Source organism: Aureimonas populi, from assembly GCF_017815515.1.
GTDB classification, from domain to species: domain Bacteria; phylum Pseudomonadota; class Alphaproteobacteria; order Rhizobiales; family Rhizobiaceae; genus Aureimonas; species Aureimonas populi.
The window spans coordinates 1034527-1050927 of record NZ_CP072611.1 but is presented as its reverse complement, the minus strand read 5'-3'; the positions used below and the strand labels follow the sequence as shown (position 1 = coordinate 1050927).

Genomic DNA, 16401 nt, shown 5'->3' with positions numbered 1-16401 from the left:
GTGCCGTTCGCGAGGCTGGCGCCGCCCTTCTCGAACGGTCTCTTACGCCTGCCGCCGCTGGCGGGCCCGGGCGAGGGCCGCCGCGCGCGCCGCCTCGGCCCGGGCGGCGGCCGCCTCCACCTCGGCGAGGATGGCCTTCACGTCGGCGGGGGAGAGGGTGGCGATGGTCTCGGCAAGGCGGTTGGCCAGGCGCGTGGCGTCCGGCCCCAGCCCCCCGGTCTCCACGCTGACGCGCGGATGGGAGAGCGCGGCCAGCCGCTCCAATTCGTCCGCCTCGTCCCAGATGATGCCGAGATAGCCGATGATGCGCTGGAGCATGTCCCAGGTGGGACGCCCGCGCTTGCCGTGCTCCAGCGCCGAGAGATAGGCGCCCGACACGCCGAGCGCCTCGGCCATCTGCCCCTGGGTGACGCCCTTTTCCTTGCGCAGCTCGCGCACCCTGGCGCCGAAGGGCGTCATCGCCGCCGCATACGCAGGTAGAACGCGCCCGCGCCTCCATGATTGCGCTCGGCCGTCTCGAAGCCGGCGACGAGGGCGCGGAAATCCGGTGTCTCCAGCCAGTGCGGCAGGGCGCGTTTCAGCGCCCCCAGCGAGCCGGAGGACGCGCCGCGCCCGGTGATGACGAGGACGTGACGCAAGCCCGAGACCTGGGCCCTGCGCAGGAAGCCCAGGAGCGCCCCGTGCGCCACCGCCTCGGTGAGCCCGTGCAGGTCGATCCGCGCCTCGATGGGGATGCGCCCCTTGCCGATGCGCCGGCGCACCGGGCGCTCGATGGGATGAAGCCTGGGCGCGGCCGGCGCGGCCGGGGCGCGAGGGGGCGCGGGGGCGGCAAGGGCGGCGGGCGAGGCAAAGGCTTTCGCCGGTTCCGGGGCGGCGGGCGCGGGCGCCGGTTCGGGCGGCGCCTGCTTGCCCGGCAGGGGCCGGGCGGTGCGCGCGATCTCGCCCCAGAGCCGCCGCTCCTCGGCGCTGAGATGACGCACGCGCCTCATCGAAGGAGGGACCGCGGCAGGAGCGCGGTGAATTGCGCCGGATGGCGGATGGCCCCCGCCACGCGGCCCGCCTCCAGCCCGGAGCCGACGAAGAGGTCGCCCCGCGCGGGGCCGAGAATGGCCGAGCCGGTGTCCTGCGCGATCGTCAGCCGGGCGAGCGGGCGTCTCTCCAGCGCCAGCGTCGGCGCATGGAGAAAGACCGGCGTGCCATAGGTGTGCAGGCGCCCGTCCACCGCCAGCGAGGCGAGCGGGGAGACCGGCACGCCCGACGCCCCCACCGGCCCCTCGCCCTCGTTCGCGACCGGCCGGGCCTCGAAGAAGATGTAGGAGCGGTTGCGGTCGAGAAGGTCGCGCACCCGCGCCGGGTTCCGCGCCAGCCAGCGGCGGATGCCGGACATGTCCGCCTGCTCCAGCGTCAGCTCGCCCGCCTGCACGAGGAGGCGGCCGATGGCGGTGAAGGGGTGGCCGGACTTGCCCGCATAGCCGACGCGAAGAGCCTCGCCCCCTTCCATCTCCAGCCGCGCCGAGCCCTGGATATGGACGAAGAAGGCGTCCACCTCGCTCTCCAGCCAGACGAGTTCCAGCCCGCGCCCGTCCAGGGCGCCGCGTGCGATGGCGGCCCTGTCCGGATGCTCGGCAAGGCGCCCGTCCGCGCCCCGGCGCGCGAAGCTCAGCACGGGGTCGAGGCCGGACACGCCCCCGCGCACCGGCACGAGGTCGGGCGGGCGGCGATGCAGCGGAACGGCAAAACGGGCGGTTCGCCTCGTGGAGGCGGGCAGCACGGGCTCGTAATAGCCAGTGAGAAAGCCGCTTTCGCCGCGTGGGCGGATCAGGGCCGGGGCGAAATGGGCCTCGAAGAAGGCGCGGGGCGATGGATCGGGGGCGGCCATCGCGGCCTCGGCGGCCGGACGGAAGGCGCTGGCGGACACGCCGAGCGTGCCGGTGCGCGCCGCCCCGTTCAGGAAGGCGGGCGCGCTGAGGCGGAAGGCGGCCAGCGCCGGGGCGGGATCGCACTCCCGCCAGCCCGGCAGATCGGCGAAGGAGAGAGGCTGGAAGGCGGCGTCGGTCTGCATGGCGGCACCTCGGGCGGCACCGCTCAGTCGTCTTCGGATTCGGTTTCGACGAGCTTCCAGTTCGGATCGCGCGAGCGCGTGTCGCGCGCGAAGGTCCAGATGTCGCGGACCTCGACGACGGTCTCGGGATCGCCGTCCACCACCGTGCCGTCCGGTTTCAGCACCGCCGAGATGAGCTGCGAGACGACGCGAACGGTGACGAAGGCCTCGCGGTCCTTCAGCTCGGCGCCCACGAGGCGGGCGTCGTCTATGCCCACGAAGGAGGACTGCATCCGCTCGCCCCTCTCCTCCCGGGCCGTGATGGCCGCCTCGAAGCCCTGGTAGACCTCGGGGGAGAGAAGATTCTTCAGAACCGCGCGATCGCCGTCCGCGAAGGCGGTGACGACCATCTCGTAGGCCACCTTGGCGCCCTCCACGAAGTCCTGCGCGTCGAAGGTCTGGTCGGCGTCGCGGATGGCGCGCAGGCCGGCGTTGAGCGGCGTGCCCGGCTCGGCCAGCTTGTCGATGCCCTCATAGCGCGGACGCTCCCCCTCCTCCCCGGAATTGACGCGACGATTCGGCAACGTAACGACATTGCCGCCCGCCGGGGGCGCTTCCTCGCGGCGCGAATAGGGGTCGAAGGGCTGGCGCTCGTTTCCGGTGCGCCGGCCAAGCACATTATAGAGCTGGAACAGGACGACCGCCGCCACCACAATGAAGAAGATCGTGCCGAAGCTCATCGCGTCGTCTTTCGCCCGGTCTCGTAAACAAGTCTCGCTCGGTGCATATAGACATGGAGCGCCGCGCATTCAAATTGCGCTGACCCGATCCTATCTCGTAGATCGATGGCGACGACAAGGCCGACACGAGGATGTGTCGGAAAGTCTGCCGAGGATTTTGACGAAAGGCGACCTTCCCCGATGCCCCAGCTTGCGATCCTCCTGGGTCTTCTCGCCTTGCCGCTGGTCGAGATCGGCGTCTTCATCGCCGTCGGCTCCGAGATCGGCGTGGCGTGGACGCTGGCGCTCGTCGTCCTCTCGGGCGTGGCGGGCGTCCTTTTGGTGCGCCGCCAGAGCTTCTCCACCCTGCAGGCCGCGCAGGCGGAGGCGCGCTCGGGCCGCGTGCCCGCTCGCGAGATCGTGCACGGGGCGATGATCGTGTCGGCCGGCCTCCTGCTCATCCTGCCCGGCTTCGTCACCGACGCTTTCGGCCTGCTGCTGCTGATCCCGCCCGTGCGCGATGTGCTGTGGCGGCGGCTGCGCTCGCGCGTCGTGGTGCGCAGCAGCTATGGCCGGGCGCACCAGCCCTACGGACGAAGCGGGCCGACCGTCGTGGACCTCTCGCAGGGCGAATTCGAGCGCCGCGAGGGCGACCCGGACAGCCCGTGGCACGAGATCGAGGACGAGAGGGACGGGCGGGACGACAGGCGCCGCCCCTGACGGGCGAAACTTGTTTCCATGAGGCGCGCGTGTTAGCTCGCCGCAGCCTTGAACGGCGGCCACGGGCCGCGACACCGACGAGAGGAGGACGCCATGTCCGACACCGAGACGCCCGCGAACGGCGCGACGAACGGCAGCGCGGCTCCGGCCGGCGCCGGCCCGGCGCCCCAGATCAACATCCTGACGCAGTACATCAAGGACCTCTCCTTCGAGAGCCCGAGGGCGCCTGCCGCCCTGCGCACCGCCGCCAAGATGCCCCCCATCAATATCGGCGTGAATGTGGGCGCCAACCAGATCCAGGGCAGCGAGGACGAGTACGACGTCAAGCTGACGCTGAACGCGCGGGCCGGCGAGGGCGCCGAGACGCTCTTCCACGCCGAGCTTCAGTATGGCGGCGTCTTCCGCCTCCAGAACCTGCCCAAGGAGCACGTGCTCCCGGTGCTCTTCGTGGAATGCCCGCGCCTGATCTTCCCCTTCGCCCGCCAGGTGATCGCGGACGTCACGCGCAATGCCGGTTTCCCGCCGCTGATGATCGACCCGATCGACTTCACCAAGCTGTTCCAGCAGCGCCTGGCCGAGGAGCGCGCCAAGGCGCAGGTCCAGCCGGCCGCCAACGCCTGAAGCCGCGTTTCACGTGAAACGAAAAGGCGCCTTCGGGCGCCTTTTTTCATGGCCGGCGATCACGAGGCCTGCCGGGCGGCGGGCCTCGATCATGACCCGCGGGGCGCACGTCGAGAACATGCGCGAGTTTCGGGCCCTCAGCCCGGCGCTTCCTCGCGCTTTTCCAGATAGGCGTTCCACAAGGGGTCCGGCCCGAGCGTGGCGATGAAGGCGGCGTGGCGCTCGATCTCCGCCGGGGTCAGCCGCGAGGGCAGCGGCACCGGGCGGGGGCCGACGCCGGAGCGCCAGATTTCGCCCGAGCTTTCGCGGCGCGCGCTGGCGCGCTCCTCGTCGGTCGAGAACAAGGCGGCCTGCCGGCCGCCGATCAGCTCGATATAGACCTGCGCCAGAAGGTGGGAGTCCACCAGCGCGCCGTGCTTGTCGCGCACGCTGGTGTCGATGGAGAAGCGCGAGCAGAGCGCATCCAGCGTGGCGGGCGCCATGGGGAACTTGCGCCGCGCCATGGGCAGCGTGTCGATCACCCGCACATCGGCGATGGGCGCACGGCCCTCGCGCGCCAGCTCCGCATTGAGGAAGCGGATGTCGAAGGCCGCGTTGTGCGCGATGAGGACGGCATCGTCGAAAAAGGCGCAGAACTCCTCGGCCACCTCGCCGAACAGCGGCTTGTCCTTGAGGAAGTCGTCCGAAATGCCGTGCACGTCGAAGGCGGCGGGATCGACGCGCCGCCCGGCCGGCCGGATGAAGCAGTGGAACTCGCGGCCGGTCGGGATGTGGTTCCACAATTCCACGCCGCCGATCTCGATCACCCGGTCGACCTCAAAGTCGAGCCCGGTGGTTTCCGTGTCGAAGACGATCTCGCGCATTCCGGCTCCCTGTCCCTGCCTTGAGCGTTAATCGCCGGGCAGGATGGTCCGCAAGGTCGCGGAACCAGCTTACACCGGTTTCTTCGCCGCGATAAGCCTATGTTCTTGCTTTGTTTTCCTTACCATCCAGAAGCGCCCGGTGGATCGCCTCGATCTGGCGGCGCGTCGCCTCGAAGGGGCCGGACGTGTCCACGACGAAATCGGCGCGCGCGCGCTTCTCCTCGTCCGGCATCTGCTTTTGCAGGATGGCGTCGAACTTCTCCTCGCTCATCCCCGCGCGCGACAACACGCGCCGGCGCTGCACGGCGGACGGGGCGGAGACGACCACGACCGCGTCGAGCCGCCCCTCATGGCCGGTCTCGAACAGGAGGGGAATGTCGAGCAGCGCCATCGGCGCGCCGTCTTCCCGCGCCGCATCGAGAAAGGTCGCTTCCTCCTCGCGCACCAGGGGATGCACCAGCGCCTCCAGCGCCTTCAGCGCGGCGGCATCGTTCAGGACGCGCGCCGACAGCGCCTGCCGGTCCACCACGCCGCCCTTCACCGTGCCTGGAAACAGGGCCTCCACCAGCGGCGCGGCGCGGCCGGCATAGAGACGGTGGACGGCCTCGTCCGCCGAATGCACCGGCACGCCGAGCTCGGCGAACATGGAGGCGGCGGTGGACTTGCCCATGCCGATGGAGCCGGTGAGGCCGAGGCGGATCATCAGTCGTTCACCGCAAGGGCGATGCGCCAGGCGGGGTCGGCCTCGCTGCGCACCAGGGCGTAGCGGCAGGTGAATTCCAGCGCCGCCTCCCCGTCCTCGCGCTCCTGACGCCACTCGAGGACGACGAAGGCGCCGGCGCCCTCCTGCGCCACATCCAGGATTTCGAAGCTGGAATGCACGATCTCCTCCCGCTCGAACACCGCCAGCAACGCCTCGACATTCTCCAGGATCTCGTCCCGATCCTGAAAGACGTGCCCCTTGCCGGACTGCCAGATGGTGGACGGAAAGGCAAAGCAGTCCGCGATCGATTCGGCGTCGAAATCATCGAACCCTTCCGCATAGGCGGTGAAGAGGGCCGTCAGTTCCGCGTCGTCCGGGAGATGGTCGTCCATGGCGGGAGCCTCTCTCAAAGGTTGCGCAGGATATGGGCGCGAAGCGCTTCGTCCACGACCGGCCGCCGGCCGAACCAGCGTTCGAAGCCGGGCGCGGCCTGGTGCAGGAGCATGCCGAGCCCGTCCGCCGCGCGAAGGCCGCGCGCGCGCGCCGAGGCCAGGATGGGCGTTTCCAGCGGTACATAGACAATATCGGTCACGAGCGCGTGATCGGGAAGGGCGTCGAGATCGACCACCCCCTTCCCGCTGCCGCCGGCCTCGGCGGAAGGGCGGGTGTTGACGAGAAGGTCGCAGGCGGACAGGAGCGCGGCCTCCTCCTCCACGCCATGGGCGGTGACGGCCGGGCCGAAGGCGCCGGCCACCTCCCGCGCGCGCGACAGGGTGCGGTTGACGATACGCACCCGCCCCACGCCCGCCGCCGCCAGCGCGTGGACCACGGCGCGGGCCGCGCCGCCCGCGCCCAGCACAACGGCCTCGCCCGCGTTCCGCCAGCCGGGCAGGCGCTCGTCGAGATTGGCGGAAAAACCGTAGGAATCCGTGTTGCCGCCGACGAGCCGCCCTGCCTCGAACCAGAGCGTGTTCACCGCGCCGATCGCCCGCGCATCCGCATCGCGCTTCTCGACGCTTGCGAAGGCCGCCTCCTTGTGCGGGATGGTGACGTTGCCGCCGGCCAGCCCCGCCGCCGAAAGCCCCGCCAGGAAAGCCGGGAAGTCCTGCGGGGAGACGGCGAGAGCCTCATAGCTGCCCGCCAGCCCCATCGTGTCCAGCCAGAAGCGGTGGATCGCGGGCGAGCGGGAATGGCGGACCGGCCAACCGGTGACGAAGGCGCGCGGGGCGATGTCAGTCATCGAGCGCCCCCTGCGCGCGCAGTTCCCGGATCAGCGGCAGCATGGGCAGGCCGACGATGGTGAAGAAATCGCCTTCGACCCTCTCCATCAATTGCAGGCCCGGCCCCTCGATCTGGTAGCAGCCGACGCTGGTCAGCGCGTCCGCGCCGGCGCGGGCGAGATAACGGCCGATCTGCGGCGGCGTCAGCGCGCGAAAGGTGATGTCGGCCGTCTCGACATGCCGCCAGAGCGGCGCGCCGTTGTGGGCCAGCACCACGGCGCTGGCGAGGCGATGGGTGCGGCCCGACAGGGCCAGAAGCTGGCGGCGTGCCTCCTCCATGCCCGCTGGCTTGTGCAGGCGCTCGGACCCCAGGGTCAGCGTCTGGTCCGCGCCGATCACCAGCGCGTCCGCATGGCGCTGCGACACATCGCTCGCCTTCGCCTCGGCCAGCACCTGCGCGATGTCCTCGCCATTCGCGCCGGAGCGGGCGAGAGGCGCTTCCAGCGCGCGCTCGTCGAAATCGGACGCAATGGCCTCGAAGGCGATGCCGGCATTTCGCAGAAGCGCCTGCCGGTGGGCGCTTCCCGACGCCAGGATGATCCGCGTCATTCTTTCTCTCCTCCCGCCCGGCTTAACGGGTGGATTAAAGTTTTATTCAACTTTGGCCGCTTTAGTAGCGACGCGGCTCCCCGATGGGAATCGCGCGCCGGATTCGATTCTCAAGTTTGGCGCAAGCCTTCATCGCGGCAAGCCCCATGATTCTCGGGGGGCTGTGGGCGACGGTCTAAGAACCGGGGGCGGATCGGCGGCGGTCCCGCACGCCCCGGGCAAACCCCGTGCTTGTCCACAAAACGGTGCAGCGCGCGCCTGTTCGCAGGGGTTTGTGGAGAGCGGGGAAAGGCGGCGCGTGGAGCGCCCCGGTGTCCCCGTGCCTTCCCCATGCGATCCCCGGCCTTCTCCCGACCTATCGCCTTGCCTTGCTTATGCAAACGGGGGTTTTTCCGCTTCGGGCTCTGGATGAGGCCTGGAGGGATCGGGGCGCGGGGCGGAATGGACGGCGGGCGGGCGCGGGGTGTGAATTCCCATGATCCACCGACTCATAGAATCAGAAATCTATTCTTCAAGAATTTCTTTTCTATGGGAGCCTGTGCGAAGAGGTCGGCGCCCGCCATCCTTCCTCGAAAAGGGCGACAGGATCTCTCATGACCACCCGCAAGCTTCTTCGTGTCCTGGAAGGCGAGAGCCTTTCCACGCCCCCGGTCTGGCTGATGCGCCAGGCGGGGCGCTATCTGCCCGAGTACCGGGCGACGCGCGAGAAGGCCGGCGGGTTCCTGGACCTGTGCTACAATCCCGATCTGGCGACCGAGGTGACGCTCCAGCCGATCCGCCGCTTCGGCTTCGATGCCGCCATCCTCTTTTCCGACATCCTCGTCATCCCCGACGCGCTGAGGCGCAATGTGCGCTTCGTCACCGGCGAGGGGCCGCGCATGGACCCGATCGCGCCCGCCGGCATAGCCGCGCTCGACCCGAGCCATGCGCAGGCGCATCTTTCCCCCGTCATCGAGACGGTGGAGCGGCTGCGCGCGGAACTGCCGGAGGAGACGGCGCTGATCGGCTTCTGCGGCGCGCCGTGGACGGTCGCGACCTACATGATCGCCGGGCGGGGCACGCCGGACCAGGCGCCCGCCCGCCTCTTCGCCTATCGCCACCCGCAGGAGATGGCGGCGCTTCTCGCCCTGTTGGCGGAGATGAGCGCCGATTATCTCATCCGCCAGCTCAGGGCCGGGGCGGACTGCGTCCAGATCTTCGATTCCTGGGCGGGGGTGCTCGACGAGATTTCCTTCCAGCGCTTCTCCATCGCTCCCACGAGGCGGATCGTGGAGCGGGTGCGCGCGGCGGTGCCGGGAGCGCGGATCATCGGCTTCGCCAAGGGGGCGGGGCCGCTGCTGTCGGCCTATCGCGAGGGAACGGGGGTGGATGCCATCGGCCTCGACTGGTCGGTGCCCTTCTCCCATGCCGCCGCGCTGCAGGGCCAGGGCCCGGTGCAGGGCAATCTCGACCCGCTGCGGCTGATCGCCGGGGGGCGGGCGCTGGAGGAGGGGGTGGACGCCATTCTCGAGCATCTGGGCCGGGGCCCGCTGATCTTCAATCTCGGCCACGGCATCACGCCGGACGCGCCCATCGCCCATGTCGAGGCCCTGCTGCGGCGCGTTCGCGGGCAGTGAGGGCCGCTTGCGGGCCGGCTGCGACCATATGCGGCGTTTGGGCGCTTCCGTTTGGAGGCGTTCTGAACTAGGCGGTAGGGAGCCGATCTCCTGACGGGAACCGACCATGTCCACCGCCCCCTCGCCCGCCCGCGACCGCTCCGGCATGATCGCCGTTCTCGGCGGCCTCGTGCTCGCGGTCCTTCTCTTCGCCTTCGCGCCGCTGGCCGCCTCGCTGTGGATCACGGCGCTGCATGTCGTGGCGGTGATCTCGTGGATGGCGGGGATGCTCTACCTGCCGCGCCTTTTCGTCTATCACGCCGAGACCGGGCCCGGCACGCCGCAGTCCGAGACCTTCAAGGTGATGGAACGGCGGCTGATGAAGGCGATCATCAACCCGGCGATGATCGTGACCTGGGTTTCGGGCCTGTGGCTCGCCTGGAACCTCTTCGCCTTCCAGGGCGGCTGGCTGCACGGCAAGATCACGCTCGTCGTGCTCCTGTCGGGGCTGCACGGCTACCTCTCCGCCTCGCGCAAGCGCTTCGAGCGCGACGAGAACGCCCGGACGGCGAAGCACTGGCGCGTCGTCAACGAGATTCCCACCGTGCTGATGGTGCTCATCGTCATCCTCGTCATCGTCAAGCCGTTCTGACGGGGGCGCTTGGCGCGGAGGCGCGCCGGGCCTATGGGAAGCGCCTCGTCACGAGGTGCTTTCAGCGATGTCCCGGCCTGCCGTCGCCCCCGTCCTCCTGGCGTCCAACGTCTTCATGACGCTCGCCTGGTATGGGTCCTGCAATTCGGGGGCAAGCCGCTGACGCCGGTGATCCTCGTGAGCCGGGGCATCGCCTTCTTCGGCTATTGCCTGGCCGTTCCAGCCAACCGCATCGGCCACCAGGTCTATTCCGCCGCCGAGCTGAAGGCGACGCAGGAGGTCATCACCCTTGCCGTCTTCGCCGCATTTTCGGTGTGGTTCCTCCGCAGAACGCTTGACGATCGACCATCTTGTCGGCTTCTCCCTGATCTTCGCGGGCGCGGTCTTCATCTTCCGGGGGGCGCTCTAGATCATTTGCGGCAAGAACCGGCTCCCGCCCTTCCGGGAAGCGCTCTCAAAAGGAACGACGATGTCCACTTCCCCGCAGACTGGCGAAAAGCCCGTTTCCATCATCGTCATGGGGCCGTCCAGCATCGGCAAGACGACCACGGCCCGGCTGATCGCGGACAAGCTCGACTGGATCTTCGCGGAAGGCGACGAGTTCCACCCGCCCGAGAACATCGACAAGATGTCGAACGGCATTCCCCTGAACGACGAGGACCGCGCGCCGTGGCTGGAGAAGATCCGCGACTGGATCTCCGAGAAGGCCGGCGAGGGGCAGGATACGGTGCTGACCTGTTCGGCTCTCAAGCGCCGCTATCGCGACGTCCTGCGCGGGGCCGGCGCGCGCGTGCGCTTCGTGGAACTGGTGGCCGAGGAGACGCTGGTGGCCGAGCGGATGTCGCGGCGCAAGGGCCACTACATGCCGGCCTCCCTGCTCTCCTCCCAGTTCGCCGCGCTGGAAATGCTGGACGAGGACGAGGACGGGGTTAAGGTCACGGTCGATGCCTCCCCCGAGGAGGTCGTGGACAGGGCGCTTACCGAACTCGGCATCAAGGCCGGCTGACCCTTTCGAAACGAACGACACGGCCGGCCCCGCCTTCCGCGCGGCGTCCATGAAGGAGAACAGCCTTGGAAGGCTTCGAACAGACCCTGGGGGCCGGCGCGCTCCTGTCCATCGCGGCGGGCGCCATCGTGCTCCTGCTCGTCCTGATCATCCATTTCCGCGTCCATGCCTTCCTGGCGCTCATCCTCGTCAGCCTGCTGACGGCGGTGGTCGCGGGCATTCCGGCCACGGCGCTGGTCTCCACCCTCACCACGGCCTTCGGCTCCACGCTCGGCGGCGTGGCGCTTCTCGTGGGCCTGGGGGCCATGCTGGGCCGGCTGATGGAGGTGTCGGGCGGCGCGCAGGCGCTCGCCAACGACCTGGTGGCGCGCTTCGGCGAGAAGCGGGCGCCGCTGGCGCTGGGGCTCGCCTCGCTCATCTTCGGCTTCCCGATCTTCTTCGACGCCGGCCTCATCGTCATGCTGCCGGTGGTCTTCACCGTGGCGCGGCGGCTGGGCGGGGGCCTGCTGCGCTACGGCATCCCCGTGGCGACCGCCTTCTCGGTCATGCACGTCTTCGTGCCGCCGCATCCCGGGCCCGTGGCGGCGGCCGAGCTGCTCGGCGCCGATGTCGGGCTCCTGATCCTTCTCGGCCTTTTCGTGGCGATCCCGACCTGGGTGGTGGCGGGCCAGCTCTTCGGCCTGTGGGTCGGCAAGCGCATCGTTCTGCCGGTGCCCGACATCCTTTCCGGCGGCCCGCAGGTGGAAGACCGGGCCGATCCGCCCAAGCCCTCCACCGTCATCGGCCTGCTTCTCCTGCCGCTGCTGCTCATCTTCCTCAACACCGGGCTGGATTACGCCCGCGTGCAGGGCTGGGTGGACCCGGCGGCCACCTGGTACGGCCTTGCCCGCACGCTCGGCTCCACGCCGATCGCGCTGCTCATCGCGGTGCTGGTGGCGAGCTATGTGGTGGGCGTGCGGCGCGGGCAGAGCGTCAAAAAGGTGGAGAGCATCCTCGATTCGGCCCTCGGCCCGGTCTGCGCGATCATCCTGATCACCGGCGCGGGCGGCATGTTCGGCGGCGTGCTGCGCGCCAGCGGCATCGGCGACGCGCTGGCCGACGCGCTGGCCGATATCGGCCTGCCGATCTTCGTCGCCGGCTTCGTCATCTCCACGGCGCTGCGCGTGGCGCAGGGCTCGGCCACCGTCGCCCTCATCACCTCGGCGGGCCTCGTGCAGCCGGCGGTGGCGGCGGCGGGCTACCAGGGCGCGGACCTGGCGGCCGTCGTGCTGGCCCTTGCGGCCGGCTCGGTCATGCTCTCCCACGTCAACGATTCCGGCTTCTGGCTGGTCGGCCGCTTCTTCGGCATGGACGTGAAGACGACCTTCAGGACCTGGACGGTGATGCAGACGCTGGTCGGCCTCATGGGCTTTGCCATGGCCGGCCTCGTCTTCTGGCTGTTCTGACCCGGAGGGCGCGGGCGGCGTAAGCCCGCCTCGCCCGCCCCGGCCGGCATGACGAACGCCGCCTTGCGCGAGAGCCGGGGCGGCGTTATATCGTGGTCATTCCCGCCTTTCGAACGTTCGGCGCCGCCTTTCATGGCCCGCCCTCGTTCCCTGCATCGCCGAACAGTCTTTCCAGCTTCAGGCCTGCAATCCTCCCTTGCGATCACAAGTCCCCCGACCGCCTCGGTCGCCGGGACGGAGCCACAGAACCCTATGCCTGAGATCAAACTCCAGGACCTCAAGAACAAGACCGCCGCCGAACTCGTCGCCTTCGCGGAGGAGAACGAGGTCGAGAACGCTTCCGTCCTGCGCAAGCAGGAGCTTCTCTTCGCCATCCTCAAGCGCCTCGCGGCGCAGGACACCGAGATCATCGGCGAGGGCGTGGTGGAGATCCTCCAGGACGGCTTCGGCTTCCTGCGCTCGCCGGAAGCGAACTATCTGCCCGGCCCGGACGACATCTACATCTCCCCCTCGCAGCTCCGCCGCTTCCAGTTGAAGACCGGCGACACGGTGGAGGGGCCGATCCGCTCTCCCAAGGAGGGCGAGCGCTATTTCGCGCTTCTCAAGGTCAACACGATCAATTTCGACGACCCGGAGAAGATCCGCCACAAGAGCCATTTCGACAATCTGACGCCGCTCTACCCGAACGAGCGGTTCAAGATGGAGAACCCGGACCCGACGAAGAAGGACATCTCGGCGCGGGTGATCGATCTCGTCGCCCCGCTCGGCAAGGGCCAGCGCGCGCTGATCGTGGCGCCGCCGCGCACCGGCAAGACGGTGCTGTTGCAGAACATCGCCCACTCCATCACCACCAACCATCCCGAATGCTACCTCATCGTGCTGCTCATCGACGAGCGGCCGGAGGAAGTCACCGACATGCAGCGCTCGGTGAAGGGGGAGGTCGTCTCCTCCACCTTCGACGAGCCGGCCACGCGCCACGTGGCGGTGGCCGAGATGGTGATCGAGAAGGCCAAGCGCCTGGTGGAGCACGGGCGCGACGTCGTCATCCTGCTCGATTCGATCACGCGTCTCGGACGCGCCTACAACACCGTGGTGCCCTCCTCCGGCAAGGTGCTGACGGGCGGCGTGGACGCCAACGCCCTCCAGCGGCCCAAGCGCTTCTTCGGCGCGGCGCGCAATATCGAGGAAGGCGGCTCGCTGACCATCATCGCCACCGCCCTCATCGACACCGGCAGCCGCATGGACGAGGTGATCTTCGAGGAGTTCAAGGGCACGGGCAATTCGGAGATCGTGCTGGACCGCAAGGTCGCCGACAAGCGCACCTTCCCGGCCATGGACATCCTCAAGTCCGGCACGCGCAAGGAGGACCTCCTCGTGCCGCGCCAGGATCTGCAGAAGATCTTCGTCCTGCGCCGCATCCTGTCCTCCATGGGCACGACGGACGCGATGGAATTCCTGCTCGACAAGCTCAAGCAGACCAAGACCAATTCGGACTTCTTCGATTCCATGAACACGTAAGGGCGCCCGGCGCCCCTGCCTGCGGCGAGCCGTCCGGTCTTGGCAGACCGGGCGGCTTTTTCGTATCGAGGGACGAGAAGGAGACCGACCTCATGGACGAGCCGATCCTGCCCGATGCCGTGCGCCGCGTGGAAATGGACGCCATGTCCCGTGGCCTTGCGATCCACGTGGTGAAGACGCGCACCGTCGCGCGCACGGCGGTGGAGGCGGCCGAGGCCGTGGGCGTGGAGGTGGGGCAGATCGTCAAGAGCCTCGTCTTTCGCGGCAGCGAGACGGGCTCGCCCTTCCTCATCCTCGTCTCCGGCGCCAACCGGGTGAACGAGAAGCGCGCGGCTGGCTTCATCGGCGAGCCCATCGAGCGGCCGGACGCCGATTTCGTGCGGCAGGCCACGGGCTTTGCCATCGGCGGCGTCTCGCCGCTGGGCTCCACCGCCCCGCTGCCCGCCTTCATGGACCGGGCGCTGCTCGCCTTTCCCGTGGTCTGGGCGGCGGCCGGCACGCCCTTCCACGTGTTCGAGACGGCGCCCGGCCATCTGCGAGAGGTGCTGGAGGCGACGGTCGTCGATCTCTAGGAGACACGCTTTCAAGCGCCCGCGAGCAGCGCCTCCAGCACTCGCGCGTCGAAGACCGGCGGGCGACAGGACTGGCCCGCGCACAGATAGGCGGCCGGCCTCCGCCCCGGATCGACGCTGGACAGGACGCCGGGCAATCGGGCCGGATCGTCCGCCGTGAAGTCCAGCCGGCTGAGATCGACCATTCGATTCGCCTGCGTGACGAGATCGCCCCGTGCGTCGCCGAGGATCGCAAGCTCGCCGGCATGGTCCCGCCGGTGCAGCGCGGAGAGGATGCCGGGATAGGCGGCGGGGTTTGCGGCAATGCGCCCGGCCGCCGTTTCCATCGCCCGCCCGGCCCTCTCGATCTCCGCCGCCTCGCCGCTGATCTGCGCCAGCAGCGCGAGGCCCTCCAGCAGTTGCGCCGTGGGGCTCGGTACCGCCTCGTCCCCGTCGCCGCGCAGGCGGATGAGCACGTCCCCGGCATCCTCCGCCGTCATCCAGTGCCCGCCCGTGCCGTCCGCATGCCAGCGCTCGGCCGCCTCGGCGAGGCGCTTTGCATCGGCCAGATAGCGCGCGTCCAGCGTGAGCGCGAAAAGCTGAGAGGCGGCGGCGATCATGGCGCCATAGTCGGCGGTGGAGGCAAGGCCCGCGACACGGCCCTCCCGCGCCGCGTGGTGCAGCCGCCCGTCCCGCCACAGCGCCCGCATCACGAAACGATAGGCGTTCACGGCCAGTACGCGGGCGGCGTCGTGCTCCAGAACATGCGCGATTTCGGCGAGCGCGCGGATGGCCATGCCGTTCCAGTCCGCCAGCACCTTGTCGTCCCGGCCGGGGCGGACGCGCGCCTGCCGCAGGGCCAGAAGAATGCCGCGCTCCTCATCGTGGAACGCCTCGGCCGGGCCGGTTCCGCCCAGCCGGTTGAGGACGATCCTGCCCTCCCAGTTGCCTCGCGGGCCGGCATCGTAGCGCCGGCGGAAATCCGCGGCGCGCTCGCCCAGCGCCGCGTCGATCGCGGTCGGGGCCCAGACATAGAAGGCCCCCTCTTCCGGGTGCCCATCCTCGTCCGGGCTGTCGGCGTCCAGCGAGGCCGCGAGGCCGCCGCCTTCCACCACCATCTCGCGCGCCAGCCAGCCGACCGTTTCCTCGATTCGGCGGCGATACAAATCCTGCCCTGTCGCGCGCCAGCCCCAGAGCAGATGGCGCAGGAACTGGGCGTTGTCGTAGAGCATCTTCTCGAAATGCGGCACGAGCCAGCGCGCGTCCACGCTGTAGCGATGCAGCCCGCCGCCGAGATGGTCGTAGATGCCGCCCTCGCACAGCGAGCTCAGCGTCGTCAGGAACGCCTCGCGATGGGCGGCCGGTCCGGTCGGGAAGGCCGAGCGGGCCAGGATCTCGAAATAGGGCGCGTTCGGGAATTTCGGCGCGCCGCCCATGCCCCCGAGCACCGGGTCCACCATGCGCGCGATCCGCCCGGCCGTTTCCTCGAACGCGGCGGGCGGCAGCGCGCCATGCGCCTTCGCCCCGGCGAGGAAGCCGGCGAGATGGGCGGAAATCCTGTCCGCGCCGTCCTGCAACTGGCCCCGCCGCTCCTCCCAGGCGCGGCCGACCGCTTCGAGAAGCTCCACGAAGCCCGGCCGGCCGTGGCTGGCCCGTTTGGGGAAATAGGTGCCGCCGTGGAAAGGCTCGCCCCTGGGGGTGAGGAACATCGTCATCGGCCAGCCGCCCTGCTCGCCGATGGCATGAAGCGCGCTCATGTAAAGATGGTCGAGGTCCGGCCGCTCCTCCCGGTCCACCTTCACATTCACGAACAGCCGGTTCATCACCGCCGCCGTGGCCTCGTCCTCGAAGCTCTCATGGGCCATCACATGGCACCAGTGGCAGGCCGCATAGCCGACGGAAAGGAGGATGGGCCGATCCAGCGCCTGCGCCTCGGCCAGCGTCTCGGCCGACCATTCGCGCCAGTGGACGGGGTTGTCCCTGTGCTGGAGAAGATAGGGGCTGACCGCGTTTCCCAGCCGGTTGCCGTTGTCGCCCGTCATCGCGCGCTCCCTTCATCGTAGACGAGCTAGATGGGGCATCGGGGCGCTCCTGCCATGGTTTGACGAAGCGCCGGCCCCGTGGCACCGCTCATCGCC

The 16401-nt window shown here is 69.5% G+C and carries 18 protein-coding genes and 1 pseudogene; 9 read left to right on the top strand and 10 right to left on the bottom strand.

All coding sequences use genetic code 11. The annotated features are described in order from the left end of the window. Window positions 1-42 precede the first annotated feature (42 nt). From J7654_RS04860 to J7654_RS04845, 4 genes are read right to left on the bottom strand one after another with little or no spacing between them, the layout of a single operon-like run. The gene (locus J7654_RS04860) at window positions 43-459 is read right to left on the bottom strand and encodes a helix-turn-helix domain-containing protein (RefSeq protein WP_209738690.1); all 417 of its coding nucleotides are present in this window, start codon (window positions 457-459) and stop codon (window positions 43-45) included. Then, window positions 456-989: a Smr/MutS family protein gene (locus J7654_RS04855; protein WP_209738689.1), complete on the bottom strand. Its 534-nt coding sequence runs from the start codon at window positions 987-989 to the stop codon at window positions 456-458. The genes J7654_RS04860 and J7654_RS04855 overlap by 4 nt, the downstream gene beginning before the upstream one ends. Beyond that, window positions 986-2062, bottom strand: a complete 1077-nt coding sequence (gene mltA, locus J7654_RS04850; RefSeq protein WP_209738688.1) for a murein transglycosylase A — start codon at window positions 2060-2062, stop codon at window positions 986-988. The genes J7654_RS04855 and mltA overlap by 4 nt, the downstream gene beginning before the upstream one ends. A gap of 23 nt (window positions 2063-2085) precedes the next feature. Further along, the gene (locus J7654_RS04845) at window positions 2086-2781 is read right to left on the bottom strand and encodes a Tim44/TimA family putative adaptor protein (protein WP_209738687.1); all 696 of its coding nucleotides are present in this window, start codon (window positions 2779-2781) and stop codon (window positions 2086-2088) included. A 180-nt stretch (window positions 2782-2961) separates the two neighbouring features. Here J7654_RS04845 and J7654_RS04840 point away from each other — a divergent pair, with 180 nt between their 5' ends. Continuing rightward, complete coding sequence (locus tag J7654_RS04840; RefSeq protein WP_209738686.1) at window positions 2962-3480, top strand: FxsA family protein; 519 nt, start codon at window positions 2962-2964, stop codon at window positions 3478-3480. Window positions 3481-3573: 93 nt separating this feature from the next. Continuing rightward, on the top strand, window positions 3574-4101 hold the full coding sequence (secB, locus tag J7654_RS04835; RefSeq protein ID WP_209738685.1) for a protein-export chaperone SecB: 528 nt from the start codon (window positions 3574-3576) through the stop codon (window positions 4099-4101). Between the two features lie 137 nt (window positions 4102-4238). Here secB and dnaQ read toward each other — a convergent pair whose 3' ends face one another. From dnaQ to J7654_RS04810, 5 genes are all read right to left on the bottom strand, one after another. Then, the gene (dnaQ, locus tag J7654_RS04830) at window positions 4239-4964 is read right to left on the bottom strand and encodes a DNA polymerase III subunit epsilon (protein ID WP_209738684.1); all 726 of its coding nucleotides are present in this window, start codon (window positions 4962-4964) and stop codon (window positions 4239-4241) included. Window positions 4965-5061: 97 nt separating this feature from the next. Beyond that, window positions 5062-5667 (bottom strand): dephospho-CoA kinase, encoded by a 606-nt coding sequence (gene coaE, locus J7654_RS04825; RefSeq protein WP_209738682.1) that lies wholly within the window; start codon window positions 5665-5667, stop codon window positions 5062-5064. Then, window positions 5667-6059, bottom strand: coding sequence for a DUF4440 domain-containing protein (locus tag J7654_RS04820; RefSeq protein ID WP_209738680.1), 393 nt, complete (start codon window positions 6057-6059; stop codon window positions 5667-5669). The genes coaE and J7654_RS04820 overlap by 1 nt, the downstream gene beginning before the upstream one ends. Before the next feature lie 14 nt (window positions 6060-6073). After that, a complete protein-coding gene (locus J7654_RS04815) occupies window positions 6074-6907 on the bottom strand; it encodes a shikimate dehydrogenase (protein WP_209738678.1) in 834 nt (277 codons plus the stop codon). Beyond that, on the bottom strand, window positions 6900-7496 hold the full coding sequence (locus J7654_RS04810; protein ID WP_209738676.1) for a Maf-like protein: 597 nt from the start codon (window positions 7494-7496) through the stop codon (window positions 6900-6902). The genes J7654_RS04815 and J7654_RS04810 overlap by 8 nt, the downstream gene beginning before the upstream one ends. 593 nt (window positions 7497-8089) lie before the next feature. On the opposite strand from J7654_RS04810, the gene hemE reads away from it, so the two are divergent. From hemE to J7654_RS04775, 7 genes and pseudogenes are all read left to right on the top strand, one after another. Beyond that, the gene (hemE, locus tag J7654_RS04805) at window positions 8090-9112 is read left to right on the top strand and encodes a uroporphyrinogen decarboxylase (RefSeq protein ID WP_209738674.1); all 1023 of its coding nucleotides are present in this window, start codon (window positions 8090-8092) and stop codon (window positions 9110-9112) included. A gap of 106 nt (window positions 9113-9218) precedes the next feature. Continuing rightward, window positions 9219-9743, top strand: coding sequence for a protoporphyrinogen oxidase HemJ (gene hemJ / locus J7654_RS04800; protein WP_209738672.1), 525 nt, complete (start codon window positions 9219-9221; stop codon window positions 9741-9743). Window positions 9744-9810: 67 nt separating this feature from the next. After that, window positions 9811-10152 (top strand): annotated as a pseudogene (locus J7654_RS04795) (DMT family protein). A 60-nt stretch (window positions 10153-10212) separates the two neighbouring features. Then, window positions 10213-10749 (top strand): gluconokinase, encoded by a 537-nt coding sequence (locus tag J7654_RS04790; protein WP_245195647.1) that lies wholly within the window; start codon window positions 10213-10215, stop codon window positions 10747-10749. 65 nt (window positions 10750-10814) lie between these two features. Then, complete coding sequence (locus tag J7654_RS04785) at window positions 10815-12194, top strand: GntP family permease (RefSeq protein WP_209738671.1); 1380 nt, start codon at window positions 10815-10817, stop codon at window positions 12192-12194. 252 nt (window positions 12195-12446) lie between these two features. After that, a complete protein-coding gene (gene rho, locus J7654_RS04780) occupies window positions 12447-13712 on the top strand; it encodes a transcription termination factor Rho (protein WP_209738669.1) in 1266 nt (421 codons plus the stop codon). Window positions 13713-13804: 92 nt separating this feature from the next. Continuing rightward, on the top strand, window positions 13805-14284 hold the full coding sequence (locus tag J7654_RS04775) for a YbaK/EbsC family protein (RefSeq protein ID WP_209738667.1): 480 nt from the start codon (window positions 13805-13807) through the stop codon (window positions 14282-14284). Window positions 14285-14295: 11 nt separating this feature from the next. Here J7654_RS04775 and J7654_RS04770 read toward each other — a convergent pair whose 3' ends face one another. Next, window positions 14296-16305: a thioredoxin domain-containing protein gene (locus J7654_RS04770; protein WP_209738665.1), complete on the bottom strand. Its 2010-nt coding sequence runs from the start codon at window positions 16303-16305 to the stop codon at window positions 14296-14298. Between the last annotated feature and the right edge of the window lie 96 nt (window positions 16306-16401).

Coding starts and splice junctions, on each gene's coding strand:
- J7654_RS04790 (WP_245195647.1), top strand. CDS start 10,213: ATGTCCACTTCCCCGCAGACTGGCGAAAAGCCCGTTTCCATCATCGTC.
- dnaQ (WP_209738684.1), bottom strand. CDS start 4,964: ATGCGCGAGATCGTCTTCGACACGGAAACCACCGGGCTCGACTTTGAG.
- J7654_RS04810 (WP_209738676.1), bottom strand. CDS start 7,496: ATGACGCGGATCATCCTGGCGTCGGGAAGCGCCCACCGGCAGGCGCTT.
- J7654_RS04820 (WP_209738680.1), bottom strand. CDS start 6,059: ATGGACGACCATCTCCCGGACGACGCGGAACTGACGGCCCTCTTCACC.
- J7654_RS04840 (WP_209738686.1), top strand. CDS start 2,962: ATGCCCCAGCTTGCGATCCTCCTGGGTCTTCTCGCCTTGCCGCTGGTC.
- rho (WP_209738669.1), top strand. CDS start 12,447: ATGCCTGAGATCAAACTCCAGGACCTCAAGAACAAGACCGCCGCCGAA.
- J7654_RS04815 (WP_209738678.1), bottom strand. CDS start 6,907: ATGACTGACATCGCCCCGCGCGCCTTCGTCACCGGTTGGCCGGTCCGC.
- J7654_RS04775 (WP_209738667.1), top strand. CDS start 13,805: ATGGACGAGCCGATCCTGCCCGATGCCGTGCGCCGCGTGGAAATGGAC.
- J7654_RS04770 (WP_209738665.1), bottom strand. CDS start 16,305: ATGACGGGCGACAACGGCAACCGGCTGGGAAACGCGGTCAGCCCCTAT.
- hemE (WP_209738674.1), top strand. CDS start 8,090: ATGACCACCCGCAAGCTTCTTCGTGTCCTGGAAGGCGAGAGCCTTTCC.
- J7654_RS04845 (WP_209738687.1), bottom strand. CDS start 2,781: ATGAGCTTCGGCACGATCTTCTTCATTGTGGTGGCGGCGGTCGTCCTG.
- mltA (WP_209738688.1), bottom strand. CDS start 2,062: ATGCAGACCGACGCCGCCTTCCAGCCTCTCTCCTTCGCCGATCTGCCG.
- J7654_RS04860 (WP_209738690.1), bottom strand. CDS start 459: ATGACGCCCTTCGGCGCCAGGGTGCGCGAGCTGCGCAAGGAAAAGGGC.
- J7654_RS04855 (WP_209738689.1), bottom strand. CDS start 989: ATGAGGCGCGTGCGTCATCTCAGCGCCGAGGAGCGGCGGCTCTGGGGC.
- coaE (WP_209738682.1), bottom strand. CDS start 5,667: ATGATCCGCCTCGGCCTCACCGGCTCCATCGGCATGGGCAAGTCCACC.
- hemJ (WP_209738672.1), top strand. CDS start 9,219: ATGTCCACCGCCCCCTCGCCCGCCCGCGACCGCTCCGGCATGATCGCC.
- secB (WP_209738685.1), top strand. CDS start 3,574: ATGTCCGACACCGAGACGCCCGCGAACGGCGCGACGAACGGCAGCGCG.